This window comes from Streptomyces sp. NPDC005728 (genome assembly GCF_040630895.1).
Taxonomy (GTDB): Bacteria; Actinomycetota; Actinomycetes; order Streptomycetales; family Streptomycetaceae; genus Streptomyces.
In genome coordinates this window covers 18,768-36,985 of the sequence record NZ_JBEXYL010000080.1, presented here as the reverse complement: position 1 = coordinate 36,985, position 18,218 = coordinate 18,768, and the positions used below count along the sequence as shown (strand labels likewise).

The 18,218-nt window shown below is 73.7% G+C and carries 14 protein-coding genes; 5 read left to right on the top strand and 9 right to left on the bottom strand.

Features of this window, described 5'->3' with window-relative positions:
• Positions 1–302: hypothetical protein (locus tag ABZ471_RS36455; protein ID WP_359072659.1), on the bottom strand; the 302-nt coding region annotated here is incomplete at its 3' end.
• Positions 303–458: 156 nt separating this feature from the next.
• A complete protein-coding gene (locus ABZ471_RS36450; protein WP_359072664.1) occupies positions 459–2,609 on the bottom strand; it encodes a SpoIIE family protein phosphatase in 2,151 nt (716 codons plus the stop codon).
• Positions 2,610–2,949: 340 nt separating this feature from the next.
• Between ABZ471_RS36450 and ABZ471_RS36445 the strand changes: the two genes are divergently transcribed.
• Positions 2,950–3,558, top strand: coding sequence for a response regulator transcription factor (locus ABZ471_RS36445; protein ID WP_359072658.1), 609 nt, complete (start codon positions 2,950–2,952; stop codon positions 3,556–3,558).
• Here ABZ471_RS36445 and ABZ471_RS36440 read toward each other — a convergent pair whose 3' ends face one another.
• The 4 genes from ABZ471_RS36440 to lanKC form a co-directional block, all read right to left on the bottom strand.
• Positions 3,559–5,277: an ABC transporter ATP-binding protein gene (locus tag ABZ471_RS36440; RefSeq protein WP_359072656.1), complete on the bottom strand. Its 1,719-nt coding sequence runs from the start codon at positions 5,275–5,277 to the stop codon at positions 3,559–3,561.
• The gene (locus ABZ471_RS36435) at positions 5,274–6,962 is read right to left on the bottom strand and encodes an ABC transporter ATP-binding protein (RefSeq protein ID WP_359072655.1); all 1,689 of its coding nucleotides are present in this window, start codon (positions 6,960–6,962) and stop codon (positions 5,274–5,276) included. The genes ABZ471_RS36440 and ABZ471_RS36435 overlap by 4 nt, the downstream gene beginning before the upstream one ends.
• Positions 6,963–7,060: 98 nt before the next feature.
• The gene (locus tag ABZ471_RS36430) at positions 7,061–7,174 is read right to left on the bottom strand and encodes a SapB/AmfS family lanthipeptide (protein ID WP_359072654.1); all 114 of its coding nucleotides are present in this window, start codon (positions 7,172–7,174) and stop codon (positions 7,061–7,063) included.
• Positions 7,175–7,221: 47 nt separating this feature from the next.
• Positions 7,222–9,897, bottom strand: a complete 2,676-nt coding sequence (gene lanKC / locus ABZ471_RS36425; protein ID WP_359072653.1) for a class III lanthionine synthetase LanKC — start codon at positions 9,895–9,897, stop codon at positions 7,222–7,224.
• A 206-nt stretch (positions 9,898–10,103) separates the two neighbouring features.
• Between lanKC and ABZ471_RS36420 the strand changes: the two genes are divergently transcribed.
• From ABZ471_RS36420 to ABZ471_RS36410, 3 genes are all read left to right on the top strand, one after another.
• Positions 10,104–12,551 carry a SpoIIE family protein phosphatase gene (locus ABZ471_RS36420; protein ID WP_359072652.1) on the top strand — a complete coding sequence of 816 codons (2,448 nt, stop codon included), beginning with the start codon at positions 10,104–10,106 and terminating at the stop codon, positions 12,549–12,551.
• An 81-nt stretch (positions 12,552–12,632) separates the two neighbouring features.
• The gene (locus tag ABZ471_RS36415; RefSeq protein ID WP_359072650.1) at positions 12,633–12,905 is read left to right on the top strand and encodes a hypothetical protein; all 273 of its coding nucleotides are present in this window, start codon (positions 12,633–12,635) and stop codon (positions 12,903–12,905) included.
• Positions 12,902–14,395, top strand: a complete 1,494-nt coding sequence (locus ABZ471_RS36410) for a ubiquinol-cytochrome c reductase cytochrome b subunit (protein WP_359072648.1) — start codon at positions 12,902–12,904, stop codon at positions 14,393–14,395. Before ABZ471_RS36415 ends, ABZ471_RS36410 begins: the two co-directional genes overlap by 4 nt.
• Here the strand turns inward: ABZ471_RS36410 and ABZ471_RS36405 are convergent.
• Positions 14,331–14,714 (bottom strand): cytochrome c oxidase subunit 4, encoded by a 384-nt coding sequence (locus ABZ471_RS36405; protein ID WP_359072647.1) that lies wholly within the window; start codon positions 14,712–14,714, stop codon positions 14,331–14,333. The two genes, ABZ471_RS36410 and ABZ471_RS36405, sit on opposite strands and share 65 nt — an antisense overlap.
• A complete protein-coding gene (gene ctaD, locus ABZ471_RS36400; RefSeq protein WP_359072662.1) occupies positions 14,711–16,384 on the bottom strand; it encodes a cytochrome c oxidase subunit I in 1,674 nt (557 codons plus the stop codon). Before ctaD ends, ABZ471_RS36405 begins: the two co-directional genes overlap by 4 nt.
• Positions 16,385–16,547: 163 nt before the next feature.
• On the opposite strand from ctaD, the gene rfbB reads away from it, so the two are divergent.
• A complete protein-coding gene (gene rfbB / locus ABZ471_RS36395; protein WP_359072645.1) occupies positions 16,548–17,534 on the top strand; it encodes a dTDP-glucose 4,6-dehydratase in 987 nt (328 codons plus the stop codon).
• A gap of 54 nt (positions 17,535–17,588) precedes the next feature.
• On the opposite strand, the gene ABZ471_RS36390 is transcribed toward rfbB, so the two are convergent.
• On the bottom strand, positions 17,589–18,173 hold the full coding sequence (locus tag ABZ471_RS36390) for a hydrolase (RefSeq protein WP_359072644.1): 585 nt from the start codon (positions 18,171–18,173) through the stop codon (positions 17,589–17,591).
• Positions 18,174–18,218 lie beyond the last annotated feature (45 nt).

The window sequence follows — 18,218 nt, the reverse complement described above, 5'->3', positions numbered from 1 at the left end:
AGTCGGGTGAGGGCGACCAGGCGGGTGCGGGCGACCAGGCCGGTGCGGGCGACCAGGCGGGTGCGGGCGACCAGGCGGGTGCGGGCGACCAGGCCGGTGCGGGCGACCAGGCGGGCGCGGGCGATCAGGCGGGTGCCGGGGATCAGGCGGGCGGTGACCAGATCGGCGGCACGGCCGACCCGTCGGCCCCGGCCGGCGACCAGAGCGGCGCGGGCGACCAGAGCGGCGCCGGTGACGCCACGGGTACCGGCGACGGGTCCGGCACGGGTTCGGGCGACGGCTCGTCCCTGACCGGGACCCACTGAACAGTCCCCGTCCGAGGGGACGCTGAGCCACCCCTGTCCACGGGGACGCCGATCCGTCCCGCGACTCCCTGACCGGCCACCGCGGTTCCGGCCGGCAGGGACGGTCCGGCCCTCCGGCGGGAGGGCCGGACCGCGGTCGTCGGGCGGGGCGGCTCAGCGGTCGTCGCACGCCCGCAGCAACAGCACCGCCACGTCGTCCGCCCGTTCCCGCGCCGCCGCGCTGTGCCGCACCAGCTCGTCGGCCAGGCTCTCCAGCGGCTGGTCGCCCATCTCGGCCAGCAGTGCGCCGAGGTCGACCAGGGAGTCCTCGATGTCCACGCCGGGGGACTCCACGAGACCGTCCGTGTAGAGGGCGAGGACCGAGCCGGGGGTCAGGGACACGTCGGTCGTCGGGTACGTGGCCGCCGCGTCGATCCCGAGCAGCGGGCCGCCGGCCAGGTCCAGCACCCGCACCCGTCCGTCCGGGCGGCGCAGCAGCGGCGGCGGATGCCCGGCGCGCGCCATCACGGCCTGCCCTCGCGCCGGGTCCAGCCGCAGGTACAGGCAGCTGGCGAACAGGTCGGCGCCCAGGTCGATGAGCAGCCGGTTGGTGCTGCGCATCACCTCCTGGGGCGCCTGCCCCACCGTGGTGTACGCGCGCACCCCGGTGCGGATCTGCCCCATCAACGCGGCCGCCGTCACGTTGTGGCCCTGGACGTCCCCGATCACCGCGGCCGCCAGCGGCCCGGTCGGCACCAGGTCGTAGAAGTCGCCGCCGATCTCCATGCCCTGGGTGGCCGGCAGGTAGCGGGCCGCCGCCTCGATGCCGGGGGGCGGCGTCAGCGAGTGCGGCAGCAGAGACTGCTGGAGCCCCTGCGCCAGCCGGTGCTTGGCGTCGTACAGCAGGGCGCGCTCCAGGGCCTGTGCGATCAGGCCGCCGAGGCTGGTCAGGACCGCCCGTTCGTCGGCGGGGAAGACATGCGGTTCGGCGTACGCCAGGACGCAGGTGCCCACCGGCCGCCCGGACGCGATCAGCGGCAGATACCCCCAGGCCGCGTACCCGTCCGGTGTCGCGTGGCGGTTCGGGTACAGCCGTTCCAACTGCTCCTGCGAGTCGAAGAACGCCGGCACCCCGCTGGTCAGTGCATGGGTGCCCGGTGTGCGCTCGCTCAGTGGCAGCCCGTCGAAGCACTCCACGACCCGCGGGTCCGCGTACCCGCGGTGCCCCAGCACATGCAGCCGCCCGGCCTGCGAGCCGAGGATCACCAGCGCCTGGCAGCCGACAGCCGGGGCGACCTCGTCCGCGACCAGCTGCACCACGTCCTGCACCCCGACCGCCTCGGTCAGCGCTCCGGCCAGGCTCAGCACCTGGGAGATGGTCACCAGTCTCGAGGGACCGGACCCCGACTGCGGCGCCGACCGTGCCATCTCGGCCACTGCCCGGGCCCGGCTGATCCGCACGCTCAGCCCGGTGGTGCTCGGATACATCCGGAACGAGAGCCACTCGCCCGGCGGGCGCAGCGCCACGAACGACGTGACCTGCTGGCTGATCAGCGCGGCCCGGTAACGGTCCTCGTACATCGGGTCGTTCAGCCACGGTGCCGACACCCACAGCAGTGTTCCGAGCAGTTCCTGGGTGGGCCTGCCGAGCAGGTCGGTGGCCGCCATGTTTGCGAAGGTGATCCGGCCGTGCAGATCCAGCGACACGAGCCCGTACGGCAGCCGGGCCACCAGCCGTGCCGCTTCCACCGACCCGAGCGTGCCCTCCATGCCCGACATCGGTGCTGCCAGCAGGTCCGTCTCGGGGCCGATCGTCCGGTTCTCCGCGGCCGCCCGTTCCAGCCGCAGGGCCAGCCGTTCGCAGCCGGCCGTCAGATGTGCGCGCTCCCGGTCGGACAGCTCCGGCGGACGCGTGCCGGGCCAGGTCACGAAAACGGCGCCGTACACGGTCCCCGCCGTCGCCACCGGCAGTGCGGCCAGCGCGAAGGGATACGGCAGCACCACCGCGATCCGCGGGTAACGGCGCGCCATCTCCTCCTCGCCGCCCACCCACACGAGCCGCCGGTCGCGCACCGCGTCCGCGACCGGGATCGGCGCGCCCAGCCCCACCCGCTCCCACGGCGCGGCGAACGCGCGGGGCATGCCCGCCATCACCGCCATCTCCAGAACCGGTTCGTCGGGCCTGAGCAGGTACACCGCGCCGGAGTGCGCGTGCACCGCCTCGATCATCGAGGCCAGCGCGAGTGACAGCAGCGGTCGGCCGACCGGAGTCCTGGCGGCCGCCGGTGCCTGCGCCGGCCCTGGCCCGTCGGACACGCCGACCACCTCCTCGTACGGCCGCGCGTCGCGTCTTGGGGTCAAGGCTCTCCTGCGGAGGCGTGGCGCGCACGGCGAGCGCCCCTCGCGCGCCGGGCGGAGGCCCTGACCTGCGACGGCGCCCCCTTCGCCCGGGGCCGCCGGATACCCCGAACCGCCGGGTCCATGCCCCCGCACCCGAAGCGCGCGGCGGCGTACGGGCGCCCTGCGTGCGCCCCCGCGCACCCTGATGGCCGGTTCTGCGCGCCCGCGAACGGTGACGGCACCCAAGAATGGGGCACGCGCTCAACAGCTGGAGACGAGAGCACGGCGCTACCGGGAGACGTACGGCCGACTGGAGGGGCGGGCAGTGATCCGGGTACTTCTGGTGCACGACGCGTGTCTGGTGCGATCGGTCCTGGCCGAGTGGCTGCGGCGGGAACCCGGCCTGCACGTGGAGGACGCACCCTGGCGTGCCGCGCCCGCGCGGGCGCGGTCCTGGCGCCCGGACGTGTGCGCGGCCGACCTGGACTGCGCCGACGGCCACGGTGTGCCGCCGCTCGGGGAGTTATGTCCGCCGGGCACGGTCGGCCGGCCGCCTGCCCTCGTGGTCCTTGCGGGTGCGAACCGGCCCGGGCTCCTGAAGCGGGCGGCCGAGGCGGGTGCGCTCGGCTTCGTCGACAAGGCGGGCTCACCGGACCGACTGGTGCGCGCGATCCGCAGTGTCGCGCAGAGGGAACGTTTCATCGATGCGTCGCTGGGCTTCGGATTCCTCAAGGCGGCGCAGATGCCGCTGACGAGACGCGAGCTGAGCGTGCTGTCCCTGGCGGCCGGCGGGGCGTCCATCGCGGAGATCGCCGGGAGCCTGCACCTGTCTCGCGGCACCGTGCGGAACTACATGGCGGCGATCACCCGCAAGACCGGGGCGCGCAACCGCGTCGACGCGATCCGGATCTCGCGCGGGGAGGGCTGGGTGTGATCACCGCACCGGTGCGGTCGGCTCCGTGGTCCAGCCGCCGACCAGCTCCTGGTACCGGGCCGAGGTCCGCAGCAGCTCGTCGTGGGTGCCGCAGGCGGTGCGCGGACCGTCCAGCACCAGGACGCGCCCGGCGCGGCGGGCGGAGCTGATGCGGTGCGCGACGACGACCAGGGTGCCGCCCGGGCGCGCCGCGAACGCCCGCTCGGCACGGGCCTCCGCCTGCGGGTCCAGATGACAGGTCGCCTCGTCGAGCAGGGCGAGAGGGGCCGGTGAGAGGTAGGCGCGGGCCAGCGCGATCAGCTGTCGCTCGCCGGCCGACAGGGCGACCGGGTCGACCCTGCCACCGGGCCCGCCGAGCGCCCGCAGCAGCGGGGCCAGCCCGACCGCCTCGGCCGCGGCCAGCAGCTCCGCCTCGGGCACCGGGTCCTTCCGGAAGAGGCCCAGGTTCTCGGCGAGGGTGCCGCCGTGGACGTACGCCTCCTGCGGGATCAGCACGCGCAATGCGGCCGCCTCCGGCCCCGGCACGTCCTGCCCGTACACCCGGACCGCCCCTTCCCTGGCCTCCAGCAGCCCGGCCGCCAGCCCCGCGAGCGTCGACTTCCCGATGCCGCTCGGCCCTACGACGGCCAGATGCGCGCCCGCCGGGACGGAGAGGTCGAGCCCGTCGAGCACCGGTGTGCTCGCAGGGCCGTAGGCGAAGGTGACGGACGTGAGGGCGAGGGCGGGGGTGCCGGGCGGGTGCTGGGGCGCCGGTACCTGGTGCGACTCGGGCCGGCCGTCGGGTCGGCGCGTCCCCGAGTCCGTCGGCGGGGCCAGGCGGCGCAGGACGACCGTGAGGCGCGAGCCGCTGGTGCCGAGGCCGTGGACGAGGTTCTGGAGGGCGGGGAGCAGGGACTGGGTGACGTAGGCGAGCGCCCCGACCAGCGCGCCCGGGGTCACGCCGTGGCCCAGCAGCCAGGGCGCGGTGACGAGCAGCAGGACCACGGGCAGCTCGCCGCCCACCGCGAGGGCGGCCACCCGGGCCAGGCTCCAGCGGGCCAGGGCGCGGGCGGCCCGCAGTTCCGCGTCGACCGACCGCGCGGTGAGGGCGGCGACCTGCGCCTCGGCACCGGCAGCAGTGACGTCCCGCAGCCCCGGGCACACCGCGCCCAGGCCCTCGGCCAGCGCCTCGTCGGCGGCGAGGTATGCCTCCTGACGGCGGGCCAGCGGTCGCAGGGTCGCCGCGAACAGGCACATCCCGGCCAGCAGGGGGGGCACGACGACCGTCAGCAGCAGCGGGGCCAGCGAGCACAGGCCGATCAGCGCGCCGGCGGCGGTGAACAGGAAGGAACGGGAGACGAGCACCAGCCCCGCGAAGGTGTCCCGGGCGATCTCCACCTGCTGGGTGAGCCCGGACAGCGACCCGGCGTCCGCCTCCCGGACCCCCCGCCCGACCACGGCCTCCACCAGCCGGTCCCGTACCGGTTCGACCAGAGCGGCGACCACGCCGTACACCCGCCCGGTCCCGTACGCCCCGGCACCCACGGCGAGCCCGGCCGCTCCGAGCCACAGCAGGCCGGCCGGCGTGTTCCCGGCCAGGAACCCGGCATCCAGCGCCCGCGCCAGCGCATACCCGACCACAAAGGCCTGCCCGGCCTCCAGGACGGACCAGAGACCGAGCCGGACCAGCACGCGCCAGCGTGTCCGTACCGTTCCCAGGACCCGTGCGCGCCCGGTCATGCTTCGAACACCACCCGGTATTCCGGGTCCTGCCACAGCCTGGCGTGTGGGCCTACGGCCCGGACCCGGCCCTCGTCCAGCCAGGCGACCGCGTCGGCGCGGGCCGCTGTGGCCGACCGGTGGGCGATCAGCAGGCGGGTCGGACCCGTGCCCGGGGCCAGGAGGGCCTCCGTGATCTCGTGCTCGGTGACCGTGTCGAGGCTGGAGAGGGCGTCGTCGAGGATCAGCAGGCGGCCGCCGTGAGCGAAGGCGCGAGCGAGGCCGAGGCGCTGGGACTCGCCGCCGGAGCGCGGCGCGTCGGCGCAACGGGTGGCGTAGCCGTCGGGCAGGCGACGGACGAAGCCGTCGGCGCGGGCCGTGCGCGCGGCCGCCCGGATCCGGGCGGGGGAGGGCGCGGTGAGCCCGAACGCGATCGTGTCCTCGATCGTCGTCCCGAGCAGGACGGGGCGTTCGAAGGCGTAGGAGACCGAGCGGCGCAGCTCGGTGTGGGTCAGGGCGGACAGCGGCACCCCGTCGAGGAGGACCTCGCCCGTGTCCGGGTCGGCGAGCCGGCCGGCCAGTTCGGCCAGCACGGACTTGCCCGTGCCGGAGCGGCCGACCACGGCGAGGGTGGTGCCGCCGGGGACGACCAGGTCGACGTCGGCCAGGACCGTGCGACCGCCCCGCCGGGCCGTCACACCGCGCAGTTCCAGCCGCCCGTACCCGGGCGGCAGCTCCCGCGCGCCGTACCCGGGCGCCGGTTCGGCCAGCACCTCGGCGAGCCGCCCGGTCGCCGCGCGGGCCCGGGAGAGCGCGGCGAGGTGTCCGACCAGCACGCCGACTCCCGTGGCGAGGACGGCGTACCGGGACGCGGCCAGCAGCTCGCCCACCGACAGGCGGTGCCGGGCGAGCAGCAGTCCGGCCACCGCGACCACGCCCAGGTTCAGCAGCGGCGCCACGGTGACCGCCTGCGCGGCCGCCCGCCCCTGCACCCGCCACATGCGGTGCCCGGCGCGGGACAGCTCGGGCAGCGGCGCGAGGATCCGGGCCGTCTCCCGCTCCTCGGCGCCCGCTGCCCGGATGGTGCGGAAGCCGCCGACCGCCTCCGCGAGCGCGGCCGCCATCCGCCCCTGCACCCGCTGGTAGTCGGCCACGCACGCCGACGTGTCCCGGGCGAAGGCGCGCAGCAGGAGCGCCAGCACCGGTGCGCCGGCGAGGAACACGGCCGCCAGCCACGGGTCGATGAGGCCGAGCGCGACCACGCCCCCGACCGGCCCGGCGAGCGCCGCGGCCAGTGCGGCCTGCGCGCCCGGCGCCGTCCCGGCCTGCGCGGCGCTGCCGACCAGCCGCGCCACCAGCTCCCCGGCGCCGAACCGGGCATCCGCGCCCGGTCCCAGGGCCAGCACATGCCCGGTGATCCGGCGGCGCAGCCACGCGGTGGACCGCGCGTCGACCGTGCCGGCGAGCACGGCCGCGCACCCGTCCAGCACGGCGAGCAGCAGCACCAGGCCCGCGCAGCAGGCCACCCAGCGGGCTGCCGGAGCGTGCGCGAGCAGGAGGTCGAGGGTCCGGCCGAGCGCGGCGGGCAGCAGCAGTCCGGCGGTCGTGGCGGCCGTACTCACGGCGCACAGGGCGGCACAGCGGGCGCCGGCGTACCGGAGTGCGGCACGCGGCAGCCGATCGGGGACGTCGGGACGAGTCGTCATCGGGTACGGCCTCGCGTCGGAACGGACGGGAAGGCTCCGGGCAGCCTCCTCCCGGACGGGGAAGGAGGCTGCCCGGAGCCGTGGGCTCGCCGGCCCGGTCAGAGACAGAGCAGAACGCTCGCCGCCGAGACGCAGGAGAGCAGGCTCACCGTGCTCGCGCCGGTGTGGGACAGCTCGTCGGACTCGAGGGTCTGCAGGTCGAGAAGTGCCATGGAAGTGTCCTTTCGATTCATTGGGGACGGGTTGTGTCACGACTCCGTCAGGTCGCGGAGCCGCGTGTGGGGGCCGCCGGTGGCGGCGGAAGGAACGGCAGGTGCGCGGTGGGCTCGGCGTCGCGGGCCGCCGCGAGCGCGAGCAGGCAGCCCGCCGTGCCGGTGGCGAGGTCCATGGAGAGCCGCATCATCTGGTGCCCGGGGAAGGCGAGTTGGCCCTGGTAGGCCATCGCGAACCAGCCGAGCCCCGCGATCTGCTGCTCCAGACGCTCCCGGCCGGCGCCCGGCGCGGTGCTGCGCGCGAGGTGCAGCACCATTCCGGCGCGGCCCTGGAAGAGACCGGGCTGCGCGTAGAAGCGGGAGGTGGCGGCGGCGAGGATGCCGGCCCGGGCCTGCTCGAACTCCCCGGTGGCGGCGGCCGCGTGGGCGAGCCGAGCCGACTTCCGACTGTCCTGATTCCGGCTGTCCCGCACGGCCTCGCCCGCCTGGGCCAGGTAGTCGTCGAGGACCAGCCCGATGCCCACGCTCCCGTCGCCGAGATAGGGCAGCGTCCGCCGTCCCTCGTCCACCTCCAGGCCGCCGCCTGCCTCCTGCACCACGCAGCAGGCCAGGTCGCGCCGGAGCGCCTCGGCCGCCGCCGCAAGGAACCGCGGCTCACCGGTCTCCTCGTACCGCCGGAGCAGGAACAGCGCGGGCCCGCTCGCGCCCCGCAGCAGCCCGGCCCGCCGCCGGGGCGGGTCCGCGACCGGTTCGGCGAGGCGTCGTACGAGAATCTCGGCGGCCTCCACGGCGCGTTCGCCCAGCTCGGACTCGCCGGTCGTGGCCGCCAGACGGCCGAGGACCAGACCGAGTCCCGCGAGGCCGCCGTGCAGGTCGGAGGAGAGGCTGCGCCAGTTCTCCCGCAGGACGCCGTCGAGCAGGTCCAGCGCCCGCTGCCGGTGGCCGAGCCGGTCGAGGACCAGGGCCACGCCCGCGAGACCGTCGTACAGGCCGAGCGGGGTGCCGGGCGGGGGCGGAGCGGTGTGGTCCAGCAGCCAGCGCTCGCCCTCGTCGTACCGGCCGGCGCCGGAGGTGTCCAGCGCGTACAGCACTCCGGCCGCGCCGTGCGCGAGCCCGAGGCCGCCGCCGTCGGCGAACTGGGCGATGTCGCCGGGGAAGAGCCGGTCGTCGCGCTCCGGGGTCGCGGAGGCGAGGATCGCCTTGACCATCGAGTCCCGGCTGTAGGGCCAGTCGCCGGGCACCACCGGAGGAGCGGACGCGCTGCGGGACCTCCCGCCCGCCGCATCCCGGGTGATCTCGGCGACCGCCTCGTCCAGGAAGGCGCGCGGCACGTCCGTGAACTGCTCCGCGATCACGTCCGCGAGATGGGCCGCCTTCCCGCGGTCCACCACGAACAGCGTGGTCACGGGCAGGAACAGGGCCAGCCGCAGACAGGCCAGCGCGTACCGGTCGACGTCCTTGCCCCGGCGGTCCGGCGGGGCGAAGAAGCCGGGGTGGGCCACGATCTGTCGGCCGTTCGCCTCGGCCGGGGCGGCCGCCTCGAAGTCGATGAGGTACACCGTCTCCTCGTCCGGGCCGACCATGACGTTGAAGACGTGCAGGTCGTTGAAGACCAGCCCGCGCGCGTGGACCGCCTCGACCGCCTGCTCCACCTTCCGGTGGATGCGCAGGGCCCACGCCGTGTACGCGGCGACCTTCACGGGATCCGGATCGGGCGTGAGCAGCGGATGCCGTTCCGCGAAGAACGAGTTGAGAGGGCGGCCCTCCAGGAAGTCCATCACCAGGAACCGGTGGTCGCCCAGCGTGAACCAGTCCCGTACCTCGGGGACCACACCCGTCCCGGCGGCCCGCTTCAGCGCGGCCTTCTCCCGCTCCAGCCGGGCCACCGCGTCCGCCCCGTCGGAGGCAAGCCCCGCGTGCGGCCGCCCCTCCTTCAGCACCACCCGGCGCCCGTCCCGGGTGTCCGTTCCGAAGTACACGCCGCCGCCGTTGGAGAAGTGCAGCGCCTTCTCGATGCGGTACGGCAGCTCGCCCACCGTCGTGGTGTTGCGCGCCTCCAGGTGCGGCCGCAGGAACTCCGGCAGGGTCACCCACTCGGGCACCTGGAAGGACGGCGCCCGCCGGTCCGGGACCAGCCGGCCCTCGCCGTCGGCCACCGCCAGGACCAGCGAGCCGCGCTCGTCGACGACGTACCGGCGGGCGAAGGCGCCGTAGCGGACGTAGAGCGGACCGTCGTGCCAGCGCAGATCGGTCAGGATGTACGGCCCCGCGCAGCCCTCCAGCAGCGCGCCCAGCTCGCGCAGCACCCGGTGCAGCTGCTCCTCGTCGGCGGGGTAGACGGTGACGAATTTGCCGCTGGTGTCGCGGCCCGCGTACTTGGCGTTGCGCAGGTGGAGCAGATGCGGCGACGGCACGAACTTGAACGGGATGCGGCGCGGCACGCAGTAGTCCCACACGATCCGGGCGATGCGTTCCGCGTGCGCCGCGGTCGCCGACGAGTGGATCTTCCAGCCCTGGGCCGGCGACGGGAGCGGCGCGCCGTCCTCGCCGAGCGGGGTCAGTGTCAGCCAGTCGCCGGTACGCGCCGCGTGCCAGCCGTCCGGGACCGTGCGGCGCGCCGTGGTGAACAGCGGCGCCGGCTCGCTCCCGTCCGCCGACAGCCGGTCCGGCGTGTCGTAGAAGTGCCTGTCGGCGAGCGCGTACACCTCGTACCGCTTGTCCATGAGCCTCCTGCCCCCTCCTCCGGTGACCCGGTAGACACTCGCAGCAGGCGAACGGTCGCGGACAGTAACGACTGTCACGAGAGCACCATGCGGAACGCACGGGTAAAGATGTGTTCGGCGGCTTTCGAGCGGACCGGGCGCGTGCACGGCGCGCCAAGCGGTTCACAGGGGCTGCGCACGCGGCTCGTACGCGCTGTAATGGCCAAGTGGCCAGTGAGGGTGCTGCGGTGCGCAGAACGAGAGCCGAGCGTGCCGAAACCGCCCTTGAAACACTCCTCGCCGCGCCCGCTTCTCCCGACCGGCTGCGCCGGGTCCTCGAACAGGCACTCGTGTTCGCCGGGGCGGCGTTCGTGGGGGTCTATGTGCCCGGCGCCGACCCTTCGGTCCTGTGCCTGACCGAGTCGGCCGGTCTGCCGCGCACGCTGTACGGCCTGCGCGACGGCTATCCGGCAGCGGGCGGCTCCCCGCTCGCCGAGGTCCACCGCACCCGGCGCCCCGGATGGCTCGGCCCGGACGAGCTGGCCGACTTCCCCGAGGCACGCCGGACCCCGTCGGCGGACTTCTCCCTGGCCGTCCTGCCGCTCGGCCCGGCCGGCAGCGGCTGTCTGCTCGCCGTCAGCGAGCACCCCGGCGGCTTCGGCACCGACGACCGTGCCTGCCTGGAGCTGATCGCCCGAGCCGTCGCCGCGCCCGCACCGGCCGGTGACGCCACCGACACCGGCGAACCGTCCGCCGACGCGTTCAGCCTGGCCATGGACACCGGCCGGGTCGAGGTGGGCGAGGACATCCTGCGACTCTTCGGGATCGGGCGGGAGGAGTTCGACGGCAAGGTGGAGACGCTGCTCGGCCTCACCGTCCCCGAAGACCTGCCCGCCCTGATGTCGGTGGTCGAGGCCGACCACATGACCATCGGCGACCGTGAGCTGGAGTTCCGCGTTCTGCAGCCCTCCGGCCCGCCCAAGTGGCTGCGGCTGAGCGGCCGGCTCGTGCCCGGCGGCGAGGGCCGCCCGGCCCGGCTCGTCGGCACCGTCGCGGACGCCTCCACCCTGCGCTCCGACGTCACCGACGTGGCCCGCGTGCAGCGCCTGGCCGCCGCCCTCGCCATGGCCGGAACCGTCAAGGACGTCGGCCAGGCCGTCGTCGCCGCCCTGCGCAAACCCCTCAAGGCCGACCGCATCGCCCTGGCCGAACTGGAGAACGACCGCCTCGTCGTCACCGTCCTCGACCCGCCCGAACCCGAGGCCTGGCCCGAGCTGTGGCGCACCGAATGGCGCACCGAATGGCCGGACGCGCCGGTGCGCGCCATGCCGACCCTCGCCGCCGCCCTGCGCGAGGGCCGCATCCGCATCTGGCCCGCCGGCTCCCCGCTGGAGCCCGCTCTCGCCGATGTCGGCCCCGGCGGCCTCGCCGTGCTGCCGCTGCCCGCGGGCGGGCGCATGGCCGGCGCCTGCCTGATCGGCTGGGACCGCCCGCACGAGTTCGGCCCCGACGAGCGCGCCCTGCTCACCGCCTGCGCGGGCCTCGCCGGGCAGGCCCTGCTGCGTGCCCACGCCTTCGACGCCGAGCACGAACTCGTCGGCATGCTCCAGCGCACCCTGCTGCCCCGCCGCCTGCCCCGGCTGCCCGGCGGGGTCGCCGTGGCCCGGTACCTGCCCACCACCGAAGGGCTCGAGGTCGGCGGCGACTGGTACGACGTGATCCCGCTCGCCGACAACCACGTGGCCCTGGTCATCGGCGACGTCCAGGGCCACAACGCCGGCGCCGCCACCCTGATGGGCCAGATGCGCACCGCCCTGCGCGCGTACGCCGCCGAGGGCCACGCCCCCGATGTGGTCGTCACCCACGCCAACTGGCTGCTGCTGGACATGGAGACCGACCTCTTCGCCACCTGCTGCTACGTCGACGTCGACATGGAGGAGGGCACCGCCTGGTGCGTACGGGCCGGTCATCCGCCACCGGTGCTGCGTCACCCGGACGGCTCCACCGAGATCGTCCAGGCCGAGGGGGGCCCGCCGCTCGGCGTGATCACCCAGGCCGAGTTCCCGATGACCCTGCTCCGGCTCCAGCCCGGCACGGTCCTCGCGCTCACCACCGACGGCCTGGTGGAGTCGCCCGACACCGACATCGACGTGGGGCTGGAGCGTCTCGCCCGCGCACTCGCCGCCGGCGACCCCGGACACCTCGGTCTGGTCGCCGACGCCCTGCTCACCGGCGCCCACCGCGGCGACGACGTCGCGCTGCTGCTGATGCGCTACGACGGCATGGCCGTACGCCCGCTGCGCGAGACCTGGACCGTGTGGCGGGTCCCCGAAGCCGTCCGGCACGCCCGCCGCTTCACCCGGCGCACCCTGCGCACCTGGGGTGTCTCACCCGACACCATGGACGCGGCGCTGCTGATCGTCTCCGAGCTGGTCACCAACGCGCTCGTGCACACCGGGGGCCAGGTCCGCCTCGACCTCAGTCTGGTCAACCACCGGCTGCGGCTCGCCGTCGCCGACGCCTCGCCACGCAGCCCGATCAAGCCCACCAGTATCGGCTGGGAGGCCACGGGGGGCCGCGGCATCCTGCTGGTGGAGGCGGTCTCGGCGGCCTGGGGAATCGTGCCGGTCAGCGGCGGCAAACTGGTGTGGGCGGACCTCGTGCCCGACGGCTGACCCGCCACTCGGGTAGCGGTCGCAGACGCTCCCGGCAGGTCGGAGGGGCCCGCACGCCCCCCGTGCCTAGGGTCGGTTGGCGTGGCACACACCTTCGAAGAGCTGGTGGAGAAGCAGCGCGCGGCCGACGCGGCGCAGCGCATGGTCGAGGAACTGCGCGACACCTACGGGCCGCCCGCCGAGCAGGGGATGACGGGCGCCCAGTCGGGCACCTACGAGACGGCCCTGCGCGCCTGGCGGGACCTAGCACGTGACGTGCAGACCGCGGTGAGCGACTACGCGAGGGAGACGGGCCGGCCGCGCGCCGAGGTGGAGACCGAGGTGGAACGGGCGGCGGCGCAGGAGAACACGTGAGCCGAGCCGGCCGCCGCGCCGAGCGGCTCGCGGACGCGGCGGACGCCCGGCTGCCCGTCCTGGAGGGCGGGGCGCTGCTGCGCAAGGCGTTCCCCGAACACTGGTCCTTCCTGCTCGGCGAACTCGCCCTCTACAGCCTCCTCGTGCTGATCCTGACCGGGGTGTGGCTGACGTTCTTCTTCCAGCCGGAGATGCGCGAGGTCGTCTACGCCGGCTCCTACGTGCCCCTGCGCGGCGTGCTCATGTCGGCTGCCTTCGACTCCACCCTGCGCATCAGCTTCGACGTGCGCGGCGGCCTGCTGATGCGGCAGGCCCACCACTGGGCCGCGCTCGTGTTCGTCGCCGCGATCGGCCTGCACATGCTGCGGATCTTCTTCACCGGTGCCTTCCGCCGGCCCCGCGAGCTGAACTGGGCGATCGGCCTCACCCTGTTCGTCCTCGCGCTCGCCGAAGGCTTCGCCGGCTACTCGCTCCCCGACGACCTGCTCTCCGGCACCGGCCTGCGCATCGCCCAGGGCATCATGCTGTCCCTGCCGGTGGTGGGGACGTACGTGGCCTTCTTCGTCTTCGGCGGCCAGTACCCGGGCCACGACATCATCACCCGGCTCTACCCCGTGCACATCCTGCTGCTGCCCGGCGCCCTCATCGCCCTGGTGACGGTGCATCTGATCCTCGTCTTCCACCTCAAGCACACCCAGTGGCGCGGCCCCGGCCGCACCCCCCGCAACGCCCTCGGCAAGCCCCTCTTCCCGCACTTCACCGCCCTCTCGGCGGGCCTGTCGATGACCGTCTCCGGCGTGCTCGTGCTGCTGTCCGGCCTCGCCCAGATCAACCCGATCTGGAACTACGGCCCCTACCGCCCCGACGTGGTCTCCACCGGCTCCCAGCCCGACTGGTACGTCGGCTTCCTGGAAGGCGCGCTGCGGCTGGTGCCGCCGTGGGAGACCGACATCGCCGGACACACCCTCATGTGGAACGTGCTGCTCCCGGCGGTCGTCCTGCCCGGCCTGCTGTTCGCCGTTTTGTACGCCTACCCGTTCGTCGAGCAGCGCCTGACGGGGGAGTGGCACCGCGAGCAGCACCTGTGCGACCGGCCGCGCGAGCGTCCCGTCCGCACCGGCCTCGGGGTGGCCGGCACCGTCTTCTACGCCGTGCTGCTGCTGGCCGGCGGCAACGACATCATCGCCCAGACCTTCCGTATCTCCGTCAATGCCCTGACCTGGGTACTGCGCGTCGCCCTCGTGGTGGCGCCGGTCCTTGCCTTCCTGCTGACCCGGTGGCTGTGCCGGGCGCTGACGGCGGCCGAGTGCGAGCGCCTGGCCGAAGGCGTGCCGACCGGCGAGATCCGCCAGAGCGTGGCCGGCGGCTACGGCAGCGACCACGAGCCCGTCGAGGCGTTCCGGCCCGGCGCGCCGCGCAGGCCGCTCACCGGTGCGCGTACTGGAACACCATCCCGAACACCCCGCGGGCCAGAACACCCACGCCGATGAGGAACAGCCACAGCCCGTAGACCACACCGGTCGCCGTCACCGCGAACCCGAGTGCGGTGACGACCGGCCACAGGCTCTCGTCCGGGAAGAACGCCACCGGCCCCGCCCCGTCCGCCACTTCCGCGTCCGTACGGTCCTGGGCGCGTGCGCCCCTGCGCCGGTACTGGATCAGACAGAAGAACGCGACCAGCGCCGCCATCGCGAACGCGACGACCAGCGCGGTCGTGCCCGTCTCGTCCCCCGACCACACCCCGTACAGGGCGGCGGTCCCGCCGAAGAACACGGCCACCCCGCCGAACAGCATCGCCTCGGCCTTCATCGCAGTCCCCTCCGCTCGGTGTCCTCGGCCATCCGCACGACCTCCGGATGGTGCAGGTCGAAGGCCGGCGACTCCGACCGCACCCGGGGCAGCGCCAGAAAGTTGTGCCGCGGCGGCGGACAGGACGTCGCCCACTCCAGGCCCCGGCCCCACCCCCACGGATCGTCCTGGGTGACCTGCGGCGCCGTGGTGGCGGTGCGCCAGACGTTGTAGAGGAACGGCAGCGTGGAGACGCCGAGCAGGAACGCCCCCGCCGAGGACAGCGTGTTGAGCAGCGTGAAGCCGTCCGACGGCAGGTAGTCCGCGTACCGGCGGGGCATCCCCTCCTCGCCGAGCCAGTGCTGCACCAGGAAGGTCAGCTGGAACGCCGGGAACAGCAGCCAGAAGTGCACCTTGCCGAGCCGCTCGTCCAGCATCTTCCCGGTGATCTTCGGCCACCAGAAGTAGAACCCGGCGAACATCGCGAACACCACCGTGCCGAACAGCACGTAGTGCAGATGGGCCACGATGAAATACGAGTCGGTCAGATGGAAGTCCAGCGGCGGCGAGGCGATCAGCACCCCGCTCAACCCGCCCAGCAGGAAGGACACCAGGAAGCCCAGCGACCACAGCATCGGCGTCTCGAACGAGACGGACCCGTGGACCATCGTCCCGATCCACGCGAAGAACTTGATGCCCGTGGGCACCGCGATCAGGAACGACATCACCGAGAAGAACGGCAGCAGCACCGCGCCCGTCGCGAACATGTGGTGGGCCCACACCACCGCCGACAGCATGGTGATCGCGATCGTCGCCCCGATCATCGGCAGATAGCCGAACAGCGGCTTGCGGGAGAACACCGGCAGGATCTCCGAGACGATCCCGAAGAACGGCAGCGCCACGATGTACACCTCGGGATGCCCGAAGAACCAGAACAGGTGCTGCCACAGCAGCGCGCCCCCGTTCGCCGCGTCGAAGACGTGCGCCTCGAACTTCCGGTCCGCCTCCAGCGCCAGCAGTGCCGCCGTCAGGACCGGGAACGCGGGCAGCACCAGGATCGAGGTGAACAGCACGTTCCAGGTGAAGATCGGCATCCGGAACATCGTCATGCCCGGCGCGCGCAGACACAGGATCGTCACGATGAAGTTGACCGCGCCGAGCGTCGTGGACACACCGGCGACCACCAGCCCCATCACCCACAGGTCGCCGCCCGCGCCGGGGGTGAAGTAGGCGCTGTTCAGCGGGGCGTACGCGAACCAGCCGAAGGCGGCCGCACCACCCGGCACCAGGAACCCGGACACCACCATCAACCCGCCGAACAGGTACATCCAGTAGGACAGCGCGTTCAGCCGCGGGAAGGCCACGTCCGGAGCGCCGATCTGCAGCGGCATCACCGCGTTCGCGAATCCGGCGAACATCGGCGTCGCGAACAGCAGCATCATGATCGTGCCGTGGATCGTGAAGAACTGGTTGTACCCCTGCTCGCTCAGGAACTGCAGTCCCGGACGGGCCAGTTCGGCGCGCATACCCAGCGCGAGCAGCCCGGCCAGCAGGAAGAAGCAGAACGCCGTGACCATGTAGAGCCGGCCGATCACCTTGTGGTCGGTCGTGGAGACCCAGCGCAGCAGGGTCCGGCCGGGCCGCGGTGCGGGGGCCGTGTACCGCACGACGATCTCTCGGGTGTCCGGCATGTCGGGTAGTTCCGTCATCGCCGGTGACGCTACTCCCCGTACCGCGAAGGCCCGCCCGCGCCACGCCCTGTGCAGGTCCGATCCGGACGAGCGCCGTTAGGGTGGGGCCGACGAAGGCCACGGTCTCGTCCTCGGAGCCGACAACAAGGTGCAGATCCCGTTCATGAACGTCCTCGTCACCGGCGCCGCCGGGTTCATCGGCTCCGCGTACGTGCGCACGCTCCTCGCCGACGACTCGCCCGACGCACCCCGCGTCACCGTGCTCGACAAACTCACCTACGCCGGCACGCTCGCCAACCTCCCCGTGGGCCGTCCCCGCCTCGACTTCGTGCACGGCGACATATGCGACGCCGCTCTGGTCGACAAGCTCATGGCGGACGCCGACCAGGTGGTGCACTTCGCCGCCGAGTCGCACGTCGACCGGTCGATCGAGGGGGCGGGTGAGTTCGTCCTGACCAACGTGGTGGGCACGCAGACCCTGCTGGACGCGGCGCTGCGGCACGGCGTCGGCCCGTTCGTGCACATCTCCACCGACGAGGTCTACGGCTCCATCGAGCACGGCTCCTGGCCCGAGGGTCACCCCCTCGCGCCGAACTCCCCCTACTCCGCCTCCAAGGCCTCCTCCGACCTGCTCGCTCTGGCTTGTCACCGCACCCACGGCCTGGACGTCCGGGTCACCCGCTGCTCCAACAACTACGGCCCGCGCCAGTTCCCCGAGAAGGTCATCCCGCTCTTCGTCACCCGCCTCCTCGACGGCCTGCAGGTCCCGCTCTACGGCGACGGGCGCAACGTCCGCGACTGGCTGCACGTCGAGGACCACTGCCGGGGCATCGACCTCGTGCGCACCCAGGGCCGACCCGGCGAGGTCTACCACCTCGGCGGCGGCACCGAGTTGACCAACAGGGAACTGACCGGACTGCTCCTCGAAGCGTGCGGCGCCGGCTGGGACCGGGTGGAGCACGTCCCCGACCGCAAGGGCCACGACCTGCGCTACTCCGTCGACTGGAGCAAGGCCCACGACGAACTCGGCTACCGCCCGCGCCGCGACTTCACCACCGGGCTCGCCGAGACGGTCGCCTGGTACCGCGACAACCGCGCCTGGTGGGAGCCGCTGAAGCGGCAGAGCGCGGGTCGTCTCCCCGTAGGGTGACCCGGCCCGTTGTGCGGGTGAACACGCGCCCGCACAACGGCCCGGACCGGCCGGTCAGGCGTGCGTCTTGGCCAGCAGTTCCAGGATCTCCGCCGTCGTACCGCTCTCACCGAGCCGCGGGAAGATCCGCTCGACGCTGCCCGCGTGCGCCTCGGGGGCGCCGTCGGCCATGGCGTCCGTGGCGAGCGTGACGTGGTAGCCGTGGGCGTAGGCGTCGCGCGCGGTGGACTCGACGCCGATGCTGGTGGCGACGCCGGTCAGCACGATCTGGGTGATGCCGCGGCGGCGCAGCTGGACGTCCAGGTCGGTGCCGTGGAAGGCGCTCCAGTTGTGCTTGGTGACACGGATGTCGCCGGGGTGGCCGGACAGTTCGTCCACGATGACGTCCCAGCCCTCCGGGAAGGAGAGACCGCGCACCTGCTGCTCGGTCCGGCCGGGGACGGCGTCCGCCCAGTCGGGTGCGAAGGAGACCCGGACCAGGACCACGGAAAGGTTCCGGGCACGGAAGGCGTCGGCGAGCTGTGCCGTGCGGGCGACGACGTCGGAGGCGGTGTGCGGCTGGGTGGGCATGCCCACGATGCCCTGCTGGAGGTCGATCGCGACGAGCGCGGTACGGGGGTCGAGGGTGGTGACGGACATGGGGGGATCAGGCCTTTCGGGAGGTGAGTCGGCCGAGAGAACGGT